Raw genomic sequence first — 22,026 nt, forward strand, 5'->3', positions numbered from 1 at the left:
CCTCAGCCGCTGAACGGCAGCCGCTGCAGCCGCTCGCCCACTTCCGTGTTGCGCCTCCGCTGCTGCGTCAACCTGGCGAGTTCCCGGGTACGGCGTTCGGCAACGACGGCAGCAAGGAAATCGTCCGCGCTGGTCCCCGCAGGCGGGGGAGGGGCCACATGGGCAGCGAGCTCCGTGGCAATTGCTGCCGCCATTCCGGCCCGTGACAGCGGTGCCATCCGCTGTGCCTGGCGGATGAACTGGGAGGCCCGGCGGGCGGTTGCGTCCGGAATTCTTCCAATGTCCGCGTGGGCAGCCCACGCGTGCAGCCGCGGGGGGACGAAGACGGGAACTGCTTCTTCCACCGGCACCCGGCTGCGGATGGCATAGGTTCCCGCCAGCAAGTCACCGAGCCGGCGCGATTTGTCGTTGAAGAGAGCCACCGCCAGCGCGAGTCCGCCCAGGGTCAGGTAGATTTCCAGGAACCCGGTCAGTCCCCGGATCAGGGCATGCCGGAAACGGATGGCACCGCCATCGTCCCGGACCACCCGCAACCCTGCTGCCAGCTTGCCCAGCGACAGGCCCCGGCTCAGCGTTTCCACCGCTACCGGGAGGACTACCAGGCAGAAGACAACGCTGGACAGGACCAGCGCACGCATGGCTGCCTCATCGAGGTCTTCGCCGGCCGCAGCCAGGCCAATCAGGATCACCACCAGCAGCACGGCGTGGAAGAGGACGTCGAGGACCAGCCCAAGCGCACGCGCCGCAAACGACGCGGGGCGCAGTTCCAGGACAACTGCCTCGCCGGTGACGATCGAACCCACAGCAGGTACCCCCTCGCGGCTGATGGTGCGGACGGTCAAAGTCTAGTGCCGTGCCGTTAGGCTGGTCCCGTGGATATGGACGCCTTCTCCGCGGTGAATGCGGACAAGTGGGCACGGCTGAACGAACTCGCCGCCAAGGGCAGGCTCAGCGGACGCGAAGCCGACGAGCTGCTTGCCCTCTACCAGTCCGCGTCCTCGCACCTGTCCCTGATCCGTTCGGTTGCCCCCGAGAGCGGTCTGTCCGCCTCGCTTTCCGCCACGCTTGCGTTGGCCAGGACCAGGTTCACCGGCGCGCGGTCCAATCCGATGGCCGACCTGGCACGGTTCTTCGTGGTGGCGCTCCCGGCCGCCTTTTACCGGCTCACCTGGCTCACCCTTGCCTGCGGACTGGCGTTCGTTGCCATTGGTGCCGCCTTCGCGCTGTGGATTGGAACGTCCCCCGAAGCCCTGCGGGCGGTGGCTTCAGAGGCCGCCGCCAGGCAGTACGTGGAGGAGGACTTCATCGACTACTACTCCGAGAACCCGGCAGCTTCCTTCGCCGGCGCCGTGTGGACAAACAACGCCTGGATCAGCGCCCAGGCGGTGGCGCTGGGCATCACTGGCATCTGGGTACCCATGATTCTATTCAGCAACGCGCAGGGCGTGGGGGTCGCGGCAGGAGTCTTCGCCGCGGCCGGAAAGTCCGACGTCTTCTTCAGCTACATCCTGCCGCACGGCCTGATGGAACTCACCGCCGTCTTCATTGCCTGCGCTGCCGGCCTGCGGATCTTCTGGGCCATGGTCTCGCCTGGTCCGCGGACCAGGGGACGGGCGGTGGCCGAGGAAGGCAGGTCGCTGATCACGGTGGCGCTGGGCCTGGTCCTGGTGCTCTTTGCGTCCGGCCTCGTGGAAGCGTATGTCACGCCCAGCCCGCTCCCGGTGTGGGCCAAGATCGGCATCGGCGCCGGCGTACTGGCGGCCTACTGGGTGTACGTCCTGGTGTGGGGACGGCGCGCCTACCTGGCCGGGGAACGCGGCGACCTCCGCCGCGAAGATGCCGGGTATGCGGAAATCGCTGCCTGAATCGTTGTAATCCGGCCGGGGTGGTTCCTCGCTCCGTGTTACCCCCGGACTGTAGGCTCGTCAACAGATAAAACGTGCGCCAGCAGACCCTGGCGCAGCGTGTCAACCCTACGGAAGTGACGCTGCTGTGAAAGACGAAACACCGGCCCGCGCCAAGAGCACCGCGCCGCAGCCGGAACCGTTCCTGGATACGTCCGGCGACTCCGACGAACCCGCCTTTTCCTGGCTGACCCCGGCCGTCACCGACACCGCCCGGTCCGCAGACGGGAGCGGCACCGCCGGGAACCCGTCCGCTGCTGCCGGTTCATCAGCTGTGCCGGGGAATTCCGGCGGGCCGGAGGCCGGAAATTCCCAGCCGGACAGCAGGGCCGGCCGAAAAGCGGCGGAGGCAGCAGCCCTGCCTTCCGACGGGACTGCTCCTTCCCACGGGAGGGAACCTTCTGCGACTGCACCTTCCGACGACGCTGACGCATCCGGCCGTGAAAGCACACCCGTCTTCCGGGAAACCCTCGAAACCTCGGCCCTGCAGGTGCGTCCACCGCAGGAAGAGGTGGAGCGGCGCAACGCGGAGCGGGAGAGTGCTGCCAATGCAAAACCGGTTGCACCACGTGTCATGCAGGTCGTGCTGGCCATCATCTTCCCGGTGGTGCTCCTGGTCCTCGCCGTCCGGGCGGTGACCAGCCCGCTGTTCCTGTGGGTGGAATACAACCGTCCGGGTTTCCCCGGCGACGGGTACGGCTTCAGCACGGATGACCGGATGACCTACGGCTCCTATGCCGTCGACTACCTGAGTAACTGGTCAGGCCCCCGGTATCTTGGTGACCTGGTGCACCGCAACGGGGACAAGCTGTTCAAGGATGGCGAAGTCAGCCACATGGCGGACGTCAAGCTGGTCATCCTGTCCACTTTCGGCGCAGGGGTTCTCCTGCTCGTCCTTGGCCTGGTCGCTGTCCTCTACCTCCGAAAGCGCAGCACCGGGGGAGTCCGCCGCGGCCTGTTCGCGGGTTCCATCGCTACCCTGGTCCTCATCCTGGGCCTCGGAACCCTGGCCTTCCTGGGCTGGCAGCAGTTCTTCACCGAGTTCCACCGGATCTTCTTTGCGGATGGCTCCTGGACCTTCAGCCTGGACGACACCCTGATCCGGCTGTTCCCCGGCCAGTTCTGGATCGACGCCGGCATCGTCATCGCCGGGCTGGTTCTGCTGACGGCGCTGGTGACGCTCATCCTCACCTGGCCGACGCGCCGCCGCCGCGGCCTGCCAGCCAGGGACGCGGCGGCCGATCAGGCGTAGAGCCTGTCGATTTCCGCCTGGAAGTCCTGCACGACGGCGGACCGCTTAAGTTTCAGTGACGGTGTCAAATGGCCTGATTCAACGGTGAACTCCGCGTCCAGCAGTGAAAAGGAACGGATGGATTCGGCCTTGGACACCAGCTGGTTGGCCTGATCCACTGCATGCTGCACTGCCTCCAGCACGCCGGGATCGCACGTTGCGTCCCGGACCGCGAGGGGCGGAAGCCCCCGTTCGGAGCGCCAGTTCTCGAGTCCTTCAGGGTCCAGTGTCACCAGCGCCGAAATGAAGGGCTTGCCGTCTCCGACAACCACCGCATGGCCCACCAGTGGATGGGACCGGATCACTTCCTCCAGGGGCCCCGGAGCCACATTCTTGCCGCCCGCTGTGACCAGCAGGTCCTTTTTCCGCCCGGTCACCGTGAGGAATCCGTCGGCGTCCAGCACCCCAAGGTCCCCGGTGCGGAAGAAGCCGTCCACGAAGGCTTCGGCGTTGGCGGCCTCGTTCCCGTGGTAGCCCTTGAAAACCCCGATTCCCTTGACCAGGATCTCCCCGTCTTCGGCCACTCGGATAGTGGTGCCGGGAATGGGGATACCCACCGAACCCACCCGTGTACGGGAGGGGGTGTTGGCCGTGCACGGCGCGGTGGTCTCGGTCAGGCCGTAGCCCTCCAGCACCGGGATGCCCGCGCCGCGGAAAAAGTGCGCGTCCTCATGTGCCAGCGGGCTCGCCCCGGACACGGTGTATCCCACCTGGCCGCCGAAGGCCTGCCTGAGCCGGGGATACAGGAGCCGGTCGAACATTCCGTGCCAGACCCTGGACACCAGTCCGGGGCCGGTACCCTCGCCGCGGCTCTGCCGGTCCAGCTCGCGGGAGTAGGCGATGGCAGCGGCCGAGGCGGCCTGGAACAGCTTGCCCTTGCCCGCCACCACTGCCTTATGGGCCGCCGTCGCCCGGACCTTTTCAAAGATCCGCGGAACCACCAGCAGGAAGGTGGGCTTGAAGGTCCCCAGATCCTCCAGGAGCCGGGCGGCGCCCGGGGTATGCCCCAGCGTTGCGCCCGCGGTCAGGCACACCACCTGGACGGCCCGCGCCAAAACATGGGCCAGAGGCAGGAACATGAGCGTGCGCGCCTGGTCCTGGATCAGCAGTTCCGGAAGGAACGCGACGATATTCTTGGCCACCAAGGCAAAGTTCCCATGGGTGATCTCGCAGCCCTTGGGATTGCCCGTGGTACCCGACGTGTAGACGAGGGACGCAACGTCGTCCAGGCCGGCGCGGCTGCGGTGCCGCTCGAGCTCGGCGTCACTTACCCCGGCCCCTGCAGCGGCGAGGCTGGCGAGGTTGGGGGCCGGGCCGTCGTTGTCCATCCGCACCACGTTCACCAGCCGGTCCCGGAGCGGGGGTGAGCCGGCAACAACGCCGGTGACCAGGTCCGCCACCGCCAGGTCCTGGGCGAAAACGCGCCGGACGCCGGCATCCCGGATGATCCACTCAACCTGGCGGGCGGATGACGTTTCATAAATGGGGACGGTCACGCCGCCCGCGAACCAGATGGCGAAGTCCACCAGCGTCCATTCATAGGACGTGGCGGACATGACGGCCACGGTGTCGCCGGGCTCAAGTCCGCCGGCAATCAGCCCTTTGGCCAGTGCGCTGACATCCTGCAGGAACTTTGCCGCCGGAACATCCACCCAGCCGTTGGGGCCCTTGCGCCGGTAGAGGGCGTGGGCGGGGTTGGCGGCGTGCTGCTCCAGCAGCAGGTCCGTGACGTTGCTGCCGGCGTCGAGCCCCACCAGCAGTTCCGTGCTTGCTTCTCTCACAGCAGGTCTCCGTTCCGCTGCCAGGCCGCGGCAGCGGCTTCGATCGGGTCTGATTGCAATCCTGCCCTAGATCCAGGACGGCATCCACATCCGTACCCGCCAGGCGTCGTAGGGGATGACCTCGGCTGCCCAGACGGGGTAGAAGAAGGCCGAGAGCAGGACGGCCGCCGCCACGAACAGGGCCACGAGGTAGAGGCCCGCGCGGCGCCGCCATGGAGGGTCCGCCGCCCGCCCCAGGACCAGTCCCAGGCAGTACACGAGGGCCAGGACCAGGAACGGCTCGAAGGAGACCGCGTAGAAGTAGAACATGGTCCGCTCCGGGTAGAGAAACCACGGAAGGTACCCGGCGCCGACGCCGGCGAGGACCGCCCCGGCCCGCCAGTCCCGCCGCCCCGCCCACCAGAACAGCAGGACCACCAGGGATATGACGGCGCCCCACCAGATGAGCGGGTTGCCCACGGACAGGATGGCCGATGTACATTTCGCCACGGCACATCCCGGCGTGCCCTGCTCCGGGGATTCATAGAAGAACGACGTCGGCCTGCCGAGTACCAGCCAGCTCCAGGCAGTTGCCTCGTACGGGTGGTCGGAGCCGAGGCCTTGGTGGAATGTGTAGGCCTCGCGGTGGTAGTGGGCGAGGGACCTGATGGAGTCCGGCAGCCAGCCCCATTCAGCGGACGGGTTGCCCTCCGCCCAGCGGCGGAAGTAGGCGTCCTCCGAGCGGAACCAGCCTGTCCAGGTTGCCGCGTACGCCAGGCATGCCACGGGAACGGTGCTGAGGAACGCCGGGATGCCGTCTTTGATGGCGCCGCCGCTGATCCAGCCGCGGATTCCTGCCACGCGCCGGGCACTGAGGTCCCAGATAACTGTGAGGAGGCCAAAACCGGCCAGGAAGAACAGCCCGGACCATTTGGTGCCGACCGCGAGTCCCAGGCAGATTCCTGCCGCCACCCGCCACCAGCGGATCCCGAGCCAGGGACCGGACAGCAGCATTTCCGCCGGCGGCTGTCCGCCGTTCCGGGCCGCCGCCTGTGCCAGGCGTGCTGCGAGCCGGCGCCGCCCGTCGTCCCGGTCCAGCAGCAGGGCGCCGAAAGCCGCGAGGATCCAGAACATCAGGAAGATGTCCAGCAGGGAGGTCCGGGACATCACCAGGTGGTGCCCGTCCACGGCCAGGAGCAGGCCGGCGGCGCCGGCCAGCGGCAACGACCGGAACAGTTTCAGGGCTATCAGGGCAAGGAGCAGGATGGAGAGGGTTCCGGTGAAGGCTGCAGCGAAGCGCCAGCCAAAGGAATTGTCCACGCCGAACAGAGCCATCCCGGCGGCGATCATCCACTTGCCCACCGGCGGATGGACCACGTACTCGGGGGAGGGGAGCAGGACCGATGGATCGCCGGCGTTGAAGGAATCGTTCGCTTTGTCCGGCCAGTTGCGCTCATAGCCGCTGACCAGGAACGAGTACGCGTCCTTGACGTAGTACGTTTCGTCAAAGACCAACTTGTGGGGAGCGTCCAGCCGGACGAACCGGAGGATCCCGCCGGCCACGGCTGTCAGGACCGGAACCAGCAGCATCCACAGCCGCAGCGACGGCGGGTAGTCCCGCCAGGAGCGCACTCCTCCGAGAAGCCGTGCGTGCAGCGCTTCACGCGTGAAGGCCTCGGCCGGGCGGCTGATCCATGGCCGGGCCGCCCTGCCGCCTGTCCGGGAGTCCCCGCCGCTGCCTGGCGCCTTCTTGGCGTCCTGGCCGGGGGTGGGGGGAGCTGGTTGTCCGGCTCCGGGCGGCCGCGTGGAGGTCTGCGTCACGAGCCCCATGCTACCTTTTTGCGGCCGGCAGTCCCCCCGGCAGTAGGCTTGAGGCGTGGACCCTTCCCCCAGCACCCCGCCAGAATCCGGCCCGGCAGCGGCAGGACGCATCATCCTTGCCGCCACTCCGATCGGGAATACGGGTGACGCCTCCGCCAGGCTGGTGGAACTGCTGGCAACAGCGGACATCGTTGCCGCGGAGGATACCCGCCGCCTGCACCGGCTGGTGCAAAGCCTGGGCATCACGGTGGCGGGGCGGATCATCAGCTACCACGAGCACAACGAGGCGGCCAAGACATCGGAGCTGCTGGACCAGGTCAGGGCCGGCAGCACGCTGGTGATGGTCACTGACGCCGGCATGCCGTCAGTGTCCGATCCCGGTTTCCGGCTGGTGGAGGGCGCCGTGGCTGCCGGCATGACCGTAACGGCGGTTCCCGGCCCTTCCGCTGTCCTGACAGCGCTGGCCCTCTCGGGCCTGCCCACGGACCGTTTCTGCTTCGAAGGTTTCCTCCCCCGGAAAACGGGCGAACGGGCATCCCGGCTGGCCGAGCTTGCCGGGGAACGCCGCACCATGGTGTTTTTTGAGGCGCCGCACCGGCTTGAGGCCATGCTCCGGGCGCTGAAGGAACGTTTCGGCCCGGACCGGCGGGTGGCCGTCTGCCGCGAACTGACCAAGACCTATGAGGAAGTACTCCGGGGACCGCTCGGCGAGCTTCTGCAATGGGCGGAAAGCTCCGAGGTCAGGGGTGAGATCGCCGTCGTGGTGGCAGGTGCGCCCGAACAGGCGGCAGGCACCCCCGAGGACCACGTTGCGGCGGTGAACGATCTGGTGGCCCAGGGCATCCGGCTCAAGGAAGCTGTGGCCGCTGTCGCCGAGGACGTCAGGGTAAGCAAGAGGGAGCTCTATTCCGCCGTGCTGGCGGCCCGCTGACAGCCGCCCGCAGGCCTTCAAGGACTGCTGTGCAGCTGCACAGCAGAAGGCGGGTTCGGCAGTGCGCAGCGGCGTAGACCCCGGGCGAACCCCGGCAGTAGTCTGGCACTTAATCAGCCTGATGGGCCCGGTCGTTCCGGCCGCAGCGAAGGGCTGCCAACAACCCTACTGACGAGGGAGTCATCGTGACTGTCACCGCACAGCCGGCCGTAACCGCGGACCGCGAAAGCCAGCTTCTGGCCTCTGTCCCCACCGGATTGCTGATCAATGGCGAGTGGCGGGTCGCCGCTTCCGGCAAGACGTTCGACGTCGAGGATCCCGCCACCGGCAAAGTCCTGTTGAGCATCGCCGACGCCGGCGCGGAGGATGGTGCCGCAGCACTGGACGCTGCCGTGGCCGCACAGGAATCCTGGGCGAAGGTGCCCCCGCGCGAACGCGGCGAAATCCTGCGCCGTGCTTTTGAAATGGTGACCGAGCGGGCCGAGGACTTCGCGCTCCTGATGACCATGGAAATGGGCAAGCCGCTGGCCGAAGCCAGGGGTGAAGTGACCTACGGCGCCGAATTCCTGCGCTGGTTCTCCGAGGAAGCCGTCCGCGCCTTCGGACGCTACTCCGTCTCCCCGGACGGCAAGTCCCGCCTGCTGGTCACCAAGAAGCCGGTGGGCCCCTGCCTGCTGATCACGCCGTGGAACTTCCCGCTCGCCATGGCCACCCGCAAGATCGCGCCCGCCGTGGCCGCAGGCTGCACCATGGTGCTGAAGTCCGCGAACCTCACGCCGCTGACCTCGCAGTTGTTTGCCGCCGTCATGCAGGAGGCGGGCCTGCCCGCCGGAGTCCTGAATGTCATCCCCACCTCCACGGCAGGGGCCACCACCGGTCCGCTGATCAAGGACGCCCGGCTGCGCAAGCTCTCCTTCACCGGTTCCACCGAGGTAGGCCGCCGCCTGCTGTCCGATGCTTCGGAGACCGTCCTGCGGACCTCCATGGAGCTGGGCGGCAACGCACCGTTCGTCGTTTTCGAGGACGCGGACCTGGACGCCGCCGTCGCCGGGGCGATGCTGGCGAAGCTGCGCAACATGGGCGAGGCCTGCACCGCGGCCAACCGGTTCATCGTGCACGAGTCCGTGGCAGCCGAGTTCGCGGAGAAGTTCGCCGCGAAGATGAAGGAAATGACCACCGCCCGCGGCACCGAACCCGAGTCCAAGGTGGGCCCGCTGATCGATGCCAAGAGCCGGGACAAGGTCCACGAACTGGTCTCGGACGCCGTCGCCTCCGGCGCCAAGGCGGTCCTGGGCGGCGCTCCGGTGGACGGGCCGGGCTACTTCTACCAGCCCACCATCCTGGCGGGCGTTACCGAGGGAACCCGCATCCTTTCGGAGGAAATCTTCGGACCCGTCGCCCCGATCATCACCTTCTCCTCCGAGGATGACGCCGTGCGGCTGGCCAACAACACCGAATACGGGCTGGTAGCCTACGTCTTCACCAAGGATCTGAACCGCGGCATCCGGATGGGCGAACGCCTTGAGACCGGCATGCTGGGCTTGAACGCCGGCGTCATCTCCAATGCCGCAGCACCCTTTGGCGGTGTCAAGCAGTCCGGACTGGGCCGCGAGGGCGGCCTGGAAGGCATCGAGGAGTACCTCTACACCCAGTACATCGGCATCGCCGACCCCTACGCGGGATAAGCACCCGGGTACTTTGGCCCGGGCAGTCGCGCCCGGGCCGCCGGCCGCCGCCCGCCCTTACCGTGAACGCACGGGCAGGGTGCGGGTGGCGGCCTTTGCCGTTGCGGCGAGGAGCCGGCGTGCCGCGTTGAAGGGTGCCGCAAGCATCCGTCTTAGCCGCCCCATGACCGACGGCGGAAGCCAGGCGGCACGGAATCGTTGCCACCGGGTGGCGTTGGCGCGCAAGGCGAGCTCCAGGGCTTCGATGCGTGCCGCAGCGCCGGTGCCGCCCGCATCCTGCCGCTCCCGTCCGGCGTCGCCCGCCTTAGGGCCAGTCGGGGGCCGGCCGTACCTGTGCCGCTCGAAATCCGCGGTGATCACGCCCGCGGCCTGGTGCGCCGCTGCGTCCATCCCGCCGGGTTCCCCGAAGCGGGCGCGAAGCCGCCCGGCATAGGCCCGCGGGGTCTCGCTGGGGTCCGGGGACACCCCAAAGTCGGTGCCCAGGTCCAGCAGTTCGCTCCAGGCCAGCGGGACGGCTTCACCCGGGTCCCTGGGCCGGAGGCGCCGGGCCCGGGTAGTCGCCCGGACCAGGTGCGGTGACGCGGCCAGCAGGACCGCGCCCAGGACTGCGCCGGCAACGATCAGGAACGGCAGGAGCTGCAGGCCGGACTCCGTGCCGCCACCTGTGCCGGGAGCCGGAATCGGGGCAGCGCTGGGCGCAGGGGCCGGCGCCGGAGTAGCGTCGGGAACCAGGTCAGCATTATTTTCGACTGCACCGGGGGCGGACGGGGACGAGGACTCGCTCGCGTAACCAGGAACCACGCCGCGGGAGGGAGTGGGCTCGAAAGGCACCCAGCCCACGCCCTGGAAGTACAGTTCCGGCCAGGCATGGGCGTCGCGCGCATCCACCTCGAACTCGGGAAGCGCGCCCTGCCCGGCCACGGTGACAGTGGCCCCGGTCAGCCTTCCCGGAGCGTAGCCCACCGCAATCCGGCTGGGAATACCTTCCAGCCGTGCCATGACGGCCATTGCCGATGCGTAGTGAATGCAGTAGCCGCTCTTCTGCTCCAGGAAGTCAGCCAGCACGGAGAGTCCGTTCCCGTCGTATCCGCCCTGCACAGGCGATTGCAGGGAGTAGGTGAACTCGGCCGAGCGGAGGTACCGCTGGATGGCCATCGCCTTCTGGTACGGGGTATTGCTGGCGCCTGCCACGGTCCCGGCAGTGGTCCTCACGATCTCCGGGACGTTGCCGGGGATCCTGGTGAACTCCTCGGGAATGTTGTTCCGCAGCGGGGCCGAGGACTGTGCCAGGAGGCCGGCGGAAAGGTTCGGCACCGATGACGTGACCACGTACTCCTGCCGCCGGGAGGTGGTGTCCGAGCCCTTGATGCTGAGGGTGGCCGGATCCCAGGTCCACCGGCCGTCCAGCCCGCGCACCGATTCAGGAGCGTAGGGTGCCGGAAGGTAGGGGCTGCTGAAGGAGCCGGTATCAATGGCAGTCACCTGCTGCACCTGGTCGCTTGCCGGGGCGGCGTAGCCGGGGTCAAGCTGCCCCACGAGCGGAAGCCGGGAGGCGTTGCGGTCGTCCGGGCCCCAGGATTCGCCGTCGAAGTTGTCCACCGTTACGGACCGCAGGTAGAGCGGGCTGGCCGCATTGGTGGCGTAGGTGATCCTGCCGCTGCCGTCAGGGGTCCGCAGGCTGTTTCCCAGGGTGATCATGGGGTTCAGCCCCGTGGAGGTACCCCAGGGATTGAGCCGGGAGCCCTGCGGAAATGTTCCCTGGTCGAATCCGGGGATGGCCAGGGCAACCAGCTGGGTGGCCAGCAGCGCAGCGGCGCCGGTCAAGGCGGCCCGCCTGATCTGTCCGGGGGTCCGGACGGAATCGGCCTGGGTCCGTGGGTCAGGGGCGAACCATTGGCTGCAAGCGAGGATCATCAGGTAGCCGGCAACGGCACCGGTGAAGCCCCAGAAGCCGACGCTTTGCGGCTTGATCACGGCCGGCACCACCAGGATGGCGAACAGTCCCACTCCGGTAGCGGCGGGCATGCCCAGGGGTACGGCAAGTGCGTCCACGAGGATAACGGCCAAGCCGAGGAGGGCACACATCACCATGACGATTCCGACGTTCGGCGCCACCGGCGCAGTTTCGGAAAGAACGGTTTCGCTGGCACGCCGGATGAGCCGGCCCAGGTCGGTGAAAGTGGCAGGGGTGGGGATGAACCCCAGGATGCTCGACCCCCGGAAGAACGTGAGGGTAAGGATGGCGGCAAGGGACAGGAACCCGCCGGCAGTCACCAGCAGCGGCTGGGCCCGGACGGCCCGCAGCGAAGCCAGGGTGAAGCTCACCACCAGCACAGTGGTGAACACGGGCCAGTACCAGCCCCAGCCCCGCAGTACACCGTTCAGCGAGAGGGCAGCACCGCAGACCGCCACGGATACCGCAGCCGCCATCGCCCATGGAAAGGGACCAACACGGGACCGGGCCGGGGATATTCCCACAGCCGACTGGTGCTGCCCGGTCTCCGGCGGCCGGGCCGGGGCGATGGTCACCGGACCACCCCCGCCCCGCGCCGGACTTCCGCGGCCGGTGCCGGAAGCTCCACGTCCTGGTCAAATTGTCCCCACGCCGAGGCCACCGGAACCGACGGCGGTACGGCCACCGCACGCCACCCTCCCTGGCGCAGCGCTTCGAGGACAGGGCCGAAGTCGGCGGGCCTGTCCGCCACCAGGATGGCAAAGGCATTCGTGCCGTAACCGGCGGCAGGGGCGAGGGCCAGCGCCTCCTCGGGTGAGATCCTCCCGAGCACGGCAATCAGGGGCCCCCGCATGCGGTGGGCTGACAGCTTGTCCATCAGCCGGTCGTCGAAGGGGGGAGGCCCGGAATCCTGGCCCGTGCGGTTGCGGGGGCCGGAAAGGGGGATATCGCGGGCCACGGCGTCCAGGAGCCGGCTGTCACGGTGATGGTGGTGTGGGCCGGTGAGCTGGATCGCGGCAAGGCTTTCGCCGATGGACTGGAGCCCGGAGGTGCCGCTGTATTCCTCCGACTCCGGGTTGGGCGCGGACGGGGAATGGAGGAACGCCGGTTCCCCGCGGACATCCAGCAGCCGCAGGCCGTAGTTGCGCTCGGACAGATGCGTGCTGATGGACATCGCCGCCACCACGGCCCACTCGAAGGTGCCGCTGGTGGCCATCGCGGGCCCGTCCTGTCCCGAGAGCCCGGCAGGCACCGCCGTGGAGCCGGCGGAAAACGCCGGAAAGCGGTGGTCCAGGATGATGGTTGCCTCGGGCGTGGTGACGGATTCCTCCTGCCTGACCATGAGGGCACCGTGCCGGGCGGTGGCGGCCCAGTGGACCCGGCGCATGGGGTCGCCGTGGCGGTATTCGCGGGTCATGACGTCGTCGTCGCTCGGGTTGGCCCGGATCCTGGTCGCTGTGACCCCGTCGTTGCCGCGTGCCCCGGCGAGCCCCGTCAGGGGAAGAACGACGGCGGCAGGCGTCACGGTCAGGATGTCGCCGTCGTCAATGGCCTGGCGGTGCAGGGAAAGCCCGAACGGATCCGTGAACTCAGCAGTGACCGGCCCAATGCGGAACTGGCCCCGCCGGGCAGAGCGCAGGGTGTACTCGTAGCGGCTGGTTCCGCCTGTGGCTGAGCGGGAAGGGAACCGGAAAGCAGGGGATTCACCGAACCGGGACGGCAGGCGCTCCTCCATGGTGGCCCGGCCGCTCCCGTTTCCGGTCCGGGAAACGGCCAGCCGCACGGTGGTGGGGGCCGACGTTTCCACGGGGGAGGGGTTGAACTCGCGGTAGACGCGGAAGCGGGGCTTGACCAGGCGGATGCCTGCCAGCGAAACCATGGGAAGGACCAGCAACAGGACGCTGAGCGTAAGCAGGTCGCGCCGGCCCATGATGTAGGCCGCGGCCATGGCGGCGGCGCCGGCACCCAGCATCCCCCAGCCGCGCTGGGTGAAGAGATGCCGCGGAAGCCTGTCCAACAGCGCCATGGTTCCGCCTAGCGGTTCCTGCCGAGGCCGGCCACGGATGCGGTGCTCCTGCCGGCAGGAGCTGGGTTGGGATCCGATGGCGCATGCGGAACCGGCAACCGCGACAGGATGCCCCGCAGCACGCTGTGGGGAGTCTCGCCCGAGCCTGCTGCCTTCCGGTCCAGGATGATCCGGTGCGCCAGGACTGCCTCCGCGACGTGGACCACATCATCCGGCAGGACGAAATCGCGGCCGTCAAGGGCGGCCGTGGCCTTGGCAGCACGCAGCAGCTGCAGCATGGAACGCGGACTCGCGCCCAGCCTGAGGAGGGGGCTTTCCCGCGTGGCCCTGCCCACCGAAACCGTGTACTCCTTGACTGCCTGGGACACGTACACCTGCTGGACCGTGGAAATCATGGCCGCCACTTCGGCCGTGCTGACCACTGCCGTCACCGTGGCCAGCGGTGACGCCGCCTGGTGCGTTTCAAGCATCTCGATCTCGGCGTCCTTGTCCGGATAGCCCATGGAGATCCGCGCCATGAAGCGGTCCCGCTGGGCCTCGGGCAGCGGATATGTCCCCTCCATCTCAATGGGGTTCTGGGTTGCCACCACCATGAACGGCTCGCCCAGGCGGTACGAGTTCCCGTCCACCGTCACCTGGTGTTCTTCCATGCACTCCAGCAGGGCCGACTGGGTTTTGGCGGAGGCGCGGTTGATTTCGTCGCCGATGACGATGTTGGCAAAGACCGCGCCCGGCCGGAACTCGAACAGCCGGGAGGCCTGGTTGTAAATGGACACCCCTGTGACATCGGAGGGCAGCAGGTCGGGGGTGAACTGGATGCGGTTGACGGTGCAGTCGATGGTCCGCGCCAGCGTCTTCGCCAGGAGCGTCTTTCCGACGCCGGGCACGTCCTCAAGCAGCAGGTGGCCCTGCGCCAGCAGGACGGTCAGCGCGAGCTTGGCGGCATCAGATTTCCCGTCGATCACGGTATTGACTGTGGTCAGGATGCGCTGGCTGGCGGCGTGGAAAGACTCACCGTCCATCGCGGCCGCCTGCCGGTGGCCGTTCAGCCGGCTGACGGGCTCTGCGACGCCCGCAAAACCACCCGCGGCAGCGCTTCCCTCGGTGGCAATACGTCGGTGGGGTTCCATCGGCAACCTTTCAGCCCGGGTTTCACCTGGACGTGACAGCAAGCCTGCCTTCGCCCCTCGGTGGGCGTTCGCATCTGTTCGTACCAGACTACTAACACAACTGCACCGGCAGACAGAGAGTTCCGACAAATATGGGGCACCCGGCCGCGGTTAGGCTGGATGGATGTGCACTTCGCTGATTCCCGATGCCTACCGCACCACCGCCGCCGGGGAAGCCCCGGATGACGAGGGCGGCCGGACGCGGGATTTCCCGCCTGCACCGGAACCGCTGCCGGTGCCGGTGATGGACAACCACACCCATCTCGATTTCCCGGACGGGAAAGCGCCGGTTGGAATCCGGGCGGCCCTTGACGCCGCCGCCGCGGTGGGAGTCCAGGGAGCCGTCCAGGTGGGATGCGACCTGGAATCCTCCCGTTTCACCGTCCAGGCGGTGGAGCAGGACGAACGGCTACTCGGAGCCGTTGCCCTGCACCCCAATGACGCACCCCGTTATGCGGCCAGGGGTCAACTGGAGGAGGCGCTTGACGAGATCGAGGAGTTGGCTGCCCATCCCCGGATCCGTGCCATCGGCGAAACCGGGCTCGACTTCTACCGGACCCGGGGCGAGGGCCTGGCCCACCAGAAGTACTCGTTCCGGCGCCACATCGATATCGCAAAGCGCCTGGACCTGACTTTGCAGATCCACGACCGGGATGCGCATAACGAGGTGGTGCAGGTCCTGCATGAGGAAGGCGCACCGGAAAGGGTGGTGTTCCATTGCTTTTCGGGAGACGAAGAGTTGGCGGAGATCTGCAACCGGGAGGGCTGGTGGATGTCCTTTGCCGGCACGCTGACTTTCAAGAATGCGGCGAACCTGCGCGCTGCCCTCACGGTAGCGGATCCCGCCCTGGTCCTGGTGGAAACTGATGCGCCGTTCCTCACCCCCCATCCGCACCGGGGGCGTCCGAACGCCAGTTATATGGTGCCCTACACCGTACGTGCCATGGCCGAATTGACAGGATCCGACCTTGGCGTATTGTGCGGCCGAATCAGCGAGAATACCCTGCGGGCATACGGATCCTGGGCTTAATGCCATCGCGACCTTGGAGCCCGGTCTGAATACCTGGTATGTAGAATTCTTGGCCGCTTTATAACGCTACGGTTACAGTGGACAACTGTTAGCCGGGGTCGGGGAAGGCCATCGGGTAATTCACTCAACCTGCAACATGTTCTGACGGGGCCTGGTCCCGCCCAGGCCGTTGCGCAGAGTGTGGCGGCGCAACGGTGCCCGGACTGCTGTTACCACAGTGGTGCCGGGCATTTTATTGCGCAATCCCCGTGCCCGGAAGAACCTAAAGTTACGGGCAAACGTGGTCAAGTTCTTCACAACGGACGGCAAGATCAGCTTTTTCAAGGTTGGTGCCCAGATGCTGGTGCTCTGCGCGCTGGTGGTGGGGCTCGTAGCCTTCGTCGGCAATAACAAAACCGTCACGGTGAACGTGGACGGCAAAGTCACGTCCGTGCAGACCTTCGGCGGAACGGTCGGCCAGGTGGTCAAGAGCGCCAACCTTGAGCTCAAGCCGACGGACCGCGTTTCCCCCGCGATTGACGCCTCCGTCCGGAACGGCACCGTCATTAACGTGAACCAGGCCAAGGAAGTCACCGTGAGCCTGGACGGGGCGGAGAGGACTGTCAACACCACCGCCCAGGACGTGGAAGACCTGGTGACGGAACTCGGAGTTGCCAGTGCCTCGTCGGTATCCGCTCCCAAGGACGCGCAACTCGCCGTTGAAGGTTCCTTCGTGTCCATTTCCACGCCCAAAACCGTCAGCATCGTCGCCGACGGCAAGGTGGACACCACCACCACCACGGCTGCCACTGTGGGCAACGTCCTGGAAGATGCCGGCCTGGCCCTTGGCGCCAATGACCGCACCTCCCAGCCCGCCAACGCGCACGTGGTGAACAACATGGTGATCAAGGTTTCCCGCGTCGATAACGGCCAGACCGCCGTGGCCACCGAGGACATCGATTTTGACACGGTGACCACCGAAAGCGCCGAACTGCTGAAGGGTGAAAAGGAAGTCACCCAGGCAGGTTCCGCCGGCAAGTTGGAGAAGACCTACAAACTGGTCCTGGTGGATGGCCGCGAAGCCTCCCGCACCCTGGTGTCCGAGACGGTCACGGTGCAGCCGGTGGCGGAAAAGATCACCGTGGGCACCAAGCCCAAGCCCGTCGCCCAGGCAGCCCCGGCAACTTCGACGGGCAGCAACGCCGGTGCTTCCGCACCGACCATGATGAACGAGGCCATGTGGGACAAGATTGCCCAGTGTGAGTCCGGTGGAAACTGGAGCATCAACTCGGGCAACGGCTATTACGGCGGCCTGCAGTTCGATATCCAGACCTGGATTGGAGCCGGCGGCGGTGCCTATGCCCCCAACGCCAGCCTCGCCACCAAAGCCCAGCAGATCGACATTGCCAACCGCGTCTACGCACAGCGTGGCCTGCAGCCCTGGGGCTGCGGCTGGGCAGCCAGCAGCTGACTTTCACCTGCGCCACCCCTTGGCGCCCGCGGCCGGGTCCGGACTTTCCGGGCCCGGCCGCAGCCGTTAACCGGCCGGCGCGGTTCTTTCAGGGCAGGTTGGCGTGCAGAGCTGTCCCGGACGGATTCCCCGCGCGGGATAGGATACCTAGGTGACTGAACCCATCCCCGCCGCGCCCGCACCGCTGTTTGGTGCCTCCGATATACGCCGGCTGGCGGAGGAAATAGGGGTCCGGCCCACCAAGACCCTGGGCCAGAACTTCGTCATCGACGGCAACACCATTCGCCGGATCGTGGCCGCCGCGGACGTGCAACCGGACGAGACCGTACTGGAGGTGGGCCCCGGCCTCGGGTCCCTGACGCTTGGGCTGCTGGACGCCGCTGCCGCCGTGGTCGCCGTCGAAATTGATCCCGTTCTCGCGGCGAAGCTGCCCGAAACCGTGAAGGAATGGCGTCCCTCCGCCGCAGCTGCCTTCCACCTGGTGCACGCCGACGCCATGAAGGTCACCGGGCTTCCGGTCCAGCCCACGGCACTCGTGGCCAACCTGCCCTACAACGTGGCGGTGCCCGTGGTTCTCCACCTGCTGGAGCAATTTCCCAGCCTGCGACACGGGCTGGTCATGGTGCAGGACGAAGTGGCGGACCGCCTCGCGGCCGGCCCCGGCTCTAAGACCTACGGTGTTCCATCGGTGAAGGCCGCCTGGTACAGCCATATGCGCAAGGCCGGCGTCATCGGCATGAACGTCTTCTGGCCCGCGCCAAAGATCCACTCCGGCCTGGTCGCCTTCACCCGCCGCGAGCCGCCGGCCACCACGGCAACCCGGGAACAGGTGTTCGCGGTCGTGGACGCCGCCTTTGCGCAGCGCCGCAAAACCCTGCGTGCCGCGCTTGCCGGTTGGGCCGGGGGAGCGCCGGAAGCTGAACGTTGCCTGGTGGCAGCCGGAGTGGACCCCACGGCCCGCGGTGAAGTCATTGACATCGCCGCGTTCGCCCGGATCGCCGAGGCCAAGGACACCGGGGCGTGACCGCCGCGCGCCCGGGCCGGTTCACCGCCAGGACCGTCAGGGTGAAGGCACCCGGCAAAGTCAACGTGTCCCTCGACGTCGGGCCCCTCCGCCCCGACGGGTACCACTCCGTAGCCAGCGTTTACCTCGCGGTCTCCCTGTATGAGGAAGTGGCCGCCACCAGCAAGGAGACGCCCGGCATCACGGTCAGCATCAGCCCGGAGAGCACCTTGGACCTGGACGCCGTTGACATTCCCCTGGACGGCAACAACCTGGCGTACAAAGCCGCCGCGATCATGGCGGACGTTTCCGAACATGCCACCGGCGTGCACTTGGAGATCACCAAGCGGGTTCCGGTGGCCGGCGGCATGGGCGGCGGGTCCGCCGACGCGGCGGCTACGCTCCTTGCCTGCGACGCACTCTGGAACAGTGGCCTCTCCCGGGAAGAACTGGCCCACTTGGCCGCCGAGCTCGGCGCCGATGTCCCGTTCTCCCTCCTGGGCGGCACCGCCGTCGGCCTGGGCCTGGGCGATAAACTGTCCCCGGCCCTGGCGAAGGCACAAACCCATTGGGTCCTGGTGACAGCCGACTACGGCCTGTCCACCCCGGAGGTGTACCGGACCCTGGACCGGCTGCGTGAAGCTGAAGGGGTGCAAGCGGCCGAGCCCACCGGCGTCGACCCGCAGATCCTCACGGCCTTGCGCGGTGGCGACGCTGAAGCGCTGAGCCGGGTCCTGGTCAACGACCTCCAGCGGGCGTCCATTGAACTTGCCCCGTCGCTGCGCGATACGCTGGGCATCGGCGAATCCCACGGCGCCATTGCCGGCATCGTGTCCGGCTCCGGTCCCACGGTGGCCCTGCTCGCGGACGATTCCGTGGCCGCGGAGGCCCTGGCAGAGGCCCTGCAGCGCTACGGCTTGTCCGCCCTGGCCGTGCACGGTCCGGTTCCGGGGGCGCGCATCGTCTCCGACACCCTGATCTGACACCCTTTATCAATCCCACCCGAGCAGCAGAAAGCAGTTCCCTTTGGCACACCTTCTTGGCGGCGAAAACCTGACGGTTTCCTACGCAACCCGCACCGTCCTTGACGGCGTCACCCTGGGACTTGAGGAGGGCGACAGGATCGGCATGGTGGGCCGCAATGGCGATGGCAAGTCCACCCTGATGAGGCTGCTCGCCCTGCGTTCCACGCCGGATTCCGGCCGGGTCACCAAGCGCGGCGACGTCAACATCGGCTACCTGGACCAAAGCGACGTGCTCGACGGCGACCTGACAGTGGGCGCGGCAATCGTGGGGGACCAGGCCGACTACGAGTGGGCACGCAACCCCCGGATCCGCGAGATCATGGGCGGTCTTGTGTCCGACGTCGACTGGCACGCCAACGTCCATGCCCTTTCCGGCGGCCAGAAACGGCGCGTGGCCCTCGCCAAGCTGCTCATCGAGGACCACGACGTCATCATGCTGGACGAGCCCACCAACCACCTCGACGTCGAGGGCGTGGCTTGGCTTGCCCGGCACCTGAAGAGCCGCTGGCGGGCTAACCAGGGCGCCTTCCTGGTGGTGACCCACGACCGCTGGTTCCTCGATGAAGTGTGCACCAAGACGTGGGAAGTGCATGACGGTATCGTGGACCCCTTTGAGGGCGGCTACGCGGCCTACGTCCTTGCCCGCGCGGAGCGGGACCGGATGGCCGCCGTCGTGGAGAGCAAGCGCCAGCAGCTGGTCAAGAAGGAGCTGGCCTGGCTCCGGCGCGGTGCGCCGGCCCGGACGTCCAAGCCGAAATTCCGGATCGAAGCGGCAAACACCCTGATCGAGGACGTCCCGGAGCCGCGGGACTCCACGGCGCTGAACAAGATGGCCACGGCGCGGCTGGGCAAGGATGTGCTGGACCTTGAGCACGTCTCCCTCAACTTCCGCGGCGGCGACGACGGCCGGAAGCTTTTCGACAACATCACCCTGCGCCTGGCACCGGGTGAGCGCCTGGGACTGGTGGGCGTCAACGGCGCCGGCAAGACCACCCTCCTCAAGCTGCTCAACGGCGAGATCACGCCCGACGCCGGCAAGCTGAAGCGGGGCAAAACCGTGGTCACGGCCGTGCTCACGCAGGAAGTCAAGGAACTCGACGACGTCTCCGATCTCCGCGTCATCGAGGTTATCGAGCGGGAAAAGCGGTCCTTCAACGTGGGCGGCCGGGAATTCACGGCCGGCCAGCTCGTGGAGCAGCTGGGCTTCACCAACCAGAAGCAGTGGACCCCGGTGAAGGACCTGTCCGGTGGCGAACGCCGGCGCCTGCAGCTCCTGCGGCTCCTGGTGGGGGAGCCCAACGTCCTGATGCTCGACGAGCCCACCAACGACCTGGACACCGACACCCTCGCCGCCGTTGAGGACGTGCTGGACGGCTGGCCCGGCACCCTGGTGGTGGTCAGCCACGACCGCTACCTCCTGGAACGCGTCACCGACCACCAGATGGCCCTGCTCGGCGACGGCAAGCTCCGTGGCCTGCCCGGCGGCGTGGACCAGTACCTCGAGCTCCGTGAGGCCGCCCTGGCCGGTTCCACAGTGACCGGCGGCGGCAACCCGGTCACGAGCGCCGGCGGTGCCGTCCCGGCCGCCGCCCAGTCCGGCCCCTCCGAGGCCGAAAAGCGCGAGGCCCGCAAGGCCCTCAACCGGATCGAGCGGCAGCTCAAGAAGCTGGACCAGCAGGAGAAGAAGCTCCACGACGACATGGTCAAGAGCACGGAGAAGTCCGACTTCGACGCCCTCGCCGAATTGAACAAACAGCTCAAGGACCTCACGGACGAAAAGGACGCCCTCGAACTCGAGTGGCTGGAGTCCTCCGAACTCCTCGGCGACTAGGTCACTTTGGTGCCGGAGGCGGCCCTTCGCCGTCGCTTAGACACGACGCATAGGGGCACCTGCGGTCGCTGAGCGACCTCCGGCACCCGATGCGCCGCGATGCGCTCCTTTCCGAAGGACCGCCTCCGGCGTTGGCGACGCGGGCACACGGGAGCGGGGCGGCTGTCCGGCAGCGTGCGTCAAAGCGACGAAGGAGCAGCACGCAGAGGACAGGTGCCCCGCTCACGAAGGTGACAACTCACACCTCAGACTGCAGCTCCGGATCCTTCTTGAGTCCGGTGAGCCCGTTCCAGGCCAGGTTGACCAGGTGTGCCGCGACGGTGTGCTTGTCGGGCTGGCGGCTGTCCTGCCACCACTGGCCGGTCATCGCCACCATGCCCACGAGCATCTGGGCGTACATGGCGCCGTCTTCGCCGCTGAAGCCGCGGCGGGAAAACTCGTCGGAGAGGATGTGCTCCACCCGGGCGGTAACGTGCGAGAGCAGGGTGGAGAAGGCGCCTTCCGGCTGGGAGGGCGGGGCGTCGCGCATCAGGATCCGGAAGCCCTCCGTGCGGTCTTCGATATAGGTCAGCAGCGCCAGCGCGGCGCGTTCCACGAGGACCCGCGGCTTTGCCTCCTCGGCCAGGGCGGCGCTGATGGCATCCAGGAGGATGTGAAACTCGCAGTCCACCACTTCGGTGTAGAGCCCCTCTTTCGAACCGAAGTGTTCATAGATGACCGGCTTGGACACGCCTGCGCAGGCGGCGATCTCCTCGATGGTGGTCCCGTCCAGGCCGCGGGCGGCAAAGAGGCCGCGTCCGACGCCGATCAGCTGGCTCCGGCGCTGGAGTGCGGTCATTCGCGTCCGCGGGGGGTTGTTGCTCACATTTCCATCATGCCCTACGGCCCTGGCCCGGCTTTCCGGGGCTCCGGGGCGGGCACGGCGGGCCCGTGTCGCGCGGCGCCCCGAACCCGTGGCAAAATAGGGACTTGTGCCCGGGCCTTGCGCCTGGGGCATGGTCCGCTCTGGTGTAACGGCAGCACCCCGGCCTTTGGAGCCGTGGAGTATAGGTTCGAATCCTATGGGCGGAACTGCTGTGCGAGGAGTTCAGTAGCATGACACCCGGTTCCGTGCCGACAGGCCGCCCGGACACCGCAAACGCCAGC

At 67.6% G+C, this 22,026-nt stretch carries 16 protein-coding genes and 1 tRNA gene; 10 read left to right on the forward strand and 7 right to left on the reverse strand.

The features are described from left to right. Positions 1-2 precede the first annotated feature (2 nt). Positions 3-803, reverse strand: coding sequence for an RDD family protein (locus AC5RU7_RS05465; protein ID WP_494010701.1), 801 nt, complete (start codon positions 801-803; stop codon positions 3-5). Between the two features lie 69 nt (positions 804-872). Between AC5RU7_RS05465 and AC5RU7_RS05470 the strand changes: the two genes are divergently transcribed. After that, on the forward strand, positions 873-1,865 hold the full coding sequence (locus tag AC5RU7_RS05470) for a stage II sporulation protein M (protein ID WP_494051439.1): 993 nt from the start codon (positions 873-875) through the stop codon (positions 1,863-1,865). 127 nt (positions 1,866-1,992) lie between these two features. After that, the gene (locus AC5RU7_RS05475) at positions 1,993-3,156 is read left to right on the forward strand and encodes a TIGR01906 family membrane protein (protein WP_494051440.1); all 1,164 of its coding nucleotides are present in this window, start codon (positions 1,993-1,995) and stop codon (positions 3,154-3,156) included. Here AC5RU7_RS05475 and AC5RU7_RS05480 read toward each other — a convergent pair. Next, complete coding sequence (locus AC5RU7_RS05480) at positions 3,147-4,976, reverse strand: AMP-dependent synthetase/ligase (protein ID WP_494051441.1); 1,830 nt, start codon at positions 4,974-4,976, stop codon at positions 3,147-3,149. The genes AC5RU7_RS05475 and AC5RU7_RS05480 overlap by 10 nt on opposite strands. A 66-nt stretch (positions 4,977-5,042) precedes the next feature. Continuing rightward, entirely contained in the window at positions 5,043-6,785 is a 1,743-nt protein-coding gene (locus AC5RU7_RS05485; protein ID WP_494051442.1) for a dolichyl-phosphate-mannose--protein mannosyltransferase, read from the reverse strand. A 46-nt stretch (positions 6,786-6,831) separates the two neighbouring features. On the opposite strand from AC5RU7_RS05485, the gene rsmI reads away from it, so the two are divergent. Continuing rightward, positions 6,832-7,707 carry a 16S rRNA (cytidine(1402)-2'-O)-methyltransferase gene (gene rsmI / locus AC5RU7_RS05490; protein ID WP_494051443.1) on the forward strand — a complete coding sequence of 292 codons (876 nt, stop codon included), beginning with the start codon at positions 6,832-6,834 and terminating at the stop codon, positions 7,705-7,707. Positions 7,708-7,892: 185 nt separating this feature from the next. After that, positions 7,893-9,392, forward strand: coding sequence for an NAD-dependent succinate-semialdehyde dehydrogenase (locus tag AC5RU7_RS05495; protein WP_494051444.1), 1,500 nt, complete (start codon positions 7,893-7,895; stop codon positions 9,390-9,392). A 57-nt stretch (positions 9,393-9,449) separates the two neighbouring features. Here the strand turns inward: AC5RU7_RS05495 and AC5RU7_RS05500 are convergent, their stop codons facing one another. Genes AC5RU7_RS05500 through AC5RU7_RS05510 form a run of 3 tightly spaced genes read right to left on the reverse strand, consistent with a single transcriptional unit; the run spans position 9,450 to position 14,502 of the window. Continuing rightward, positions 9,450-11,921: a transglutaminase TgpA family protein gene (locus AC5RU7_RS05500; RefSeq protein WP_494051445.1), complete on the reverse strand. Its 2,472-nt coding sequence runs from the start codon at positions 11,919-11,921 to the stop codon at positions 9,450-9,452. Continuing rightward, a complete protein-coding gene (locus AC5RU7_RS05505) occupies positions 11,918-13,372 on the reverse strand; it encodes a DUF58 domain-containing protein (protein WP_494051446.1) in 1,455 nt (484 codons plus the stop codon). Before AC5RU7_RS05505 ends, AC5RU7_RS05500 begins: the two co-directional genes overlap by 4 nt. Positions 13,373-13,380: 8 nt before the next feature. Next, positions 13,381-14,502, reverse strand: a complete 1,122-nt coding sequence (locus tag AC5RU7_RS05510) for an AAA family ATPase (protein ID WP_494051447.1) — start codon at positions 14,500-14,502, stop codon at positions 13,381-13,383. A gap of 163 nt (positions 14,503-14,665) precedes the next feature. Between AC5RU7_RS05510 and AC5RU7_RS05515 the strand changes: the two genes are divergently transcribed. The 5 genes from AC5RU7_RS05515 to AC5RU7_RS05535 all read left to right on the forward strand — a co-directional run bounded on the left by AC5RU7_RS05515 (position 14,666) and on the right by AC5RU7_RS05535 (position 20,880). Next, on the forward strand, positions 14,666-15,571 hold the full coding sequence (locus AC5RU7_RS05515) for a TatD family hydrolase (RefSeq protein ID WP_494051448.1): 906 nt from the start codon (positions 14,666-14,668) through the stop codon (positions 15,569-15,571). Positions 15,572-15,851: 280 nt separating this feature from the next. Next, on the forward strand, positions 15,852-17,021 hold the full coding sequence (locus AC5RU7_RS05520) for a resuscitation-promoting factor (protein ID WP_494051449.1): 1,170 nt from the start codon (positions 15,852-15,854) through the stop codon (positions 17,019-17,021). Between the two features lie 151 nt (positions 17,022-17,172). Then, the gene (gene rsmA / locus AC5RU7_RS05525) at positions 17,173-18,045 is read left to right on the forward strand and encodes a 16S rRNA (adenine(1518)-N(6)/adenine(1519)-N(6))-dimethyltransferase RsmA (RefSeq protein ID WP_494010592.1); all 873 of its coding nucleotides are present in this window, start codon (positions 17,173-17,175) and stop codon (positions 18,043-18,045) included. Further along, on the forward strand, positions 18,042-19,007 hold the full coding sequence (locus AC5RU7_RS05530) for a 4-(cytidine 5'-diphospho)-2-C-methyl-D-erythritol kinase (RefSeq protein ID WP_494051450.1): 966 nt from the start codon (positions 18,042-18,044) through the stop codon (positions 19,005-19,007). The genes rsmA and AC5RU7_RS05530 overlap by 4 nt, the downstream gene beginning before the upstream one ends. A 43-nt stretch (positions 19,008-19,050) precedes the next feature. Next, positions 19,051-20,880, forward strand: coding sequence for an ABC-F family ATP-binding cassette domain-containing protein (locus AC5RU7_RS05535; RefSeq protein WP_494051451.1), 1,830 nt, complete (start codon positions 19,051-19,053; stop codon positions 20,878-20,880). Positions 20,881-21,118: 238 nt separating this feature from the next. Here the strand turns inward: AC5RU7_RS05535 and AC5RU7_RS05540 are convergent, their stop codons facing one another. Continuing rightward, the gene (locus AC5RU7_RS05540; protein ID WP_494010589.1) at positions 21,119-21,745 is read right to left on the reverse strand and encodes a TetR/AcrR family transcriptional regulator; all 627 of its coding nucleotides are present in this window, start codon (positions 21,743-21,745) and stop codon (positions 21,119-21,121) included. A 134-nt stretch (positions 21,746-21,879) separates the two neighbouring features. Between AC5RU7_RS05540 and AC5RU7_RS05545 the strand changes: the two genes are divergently transcribed. Continuing rightward, a tRNA-Gln gene (locus AC5RU7_RS05545) sits at positions 21,880-21,951 on the forward strand. Positions 21,952-22,026: the final 75 nt, after the last annotated feature.

The organism is Arthrobacter sp. K410C, assembly GCF_059090105.1.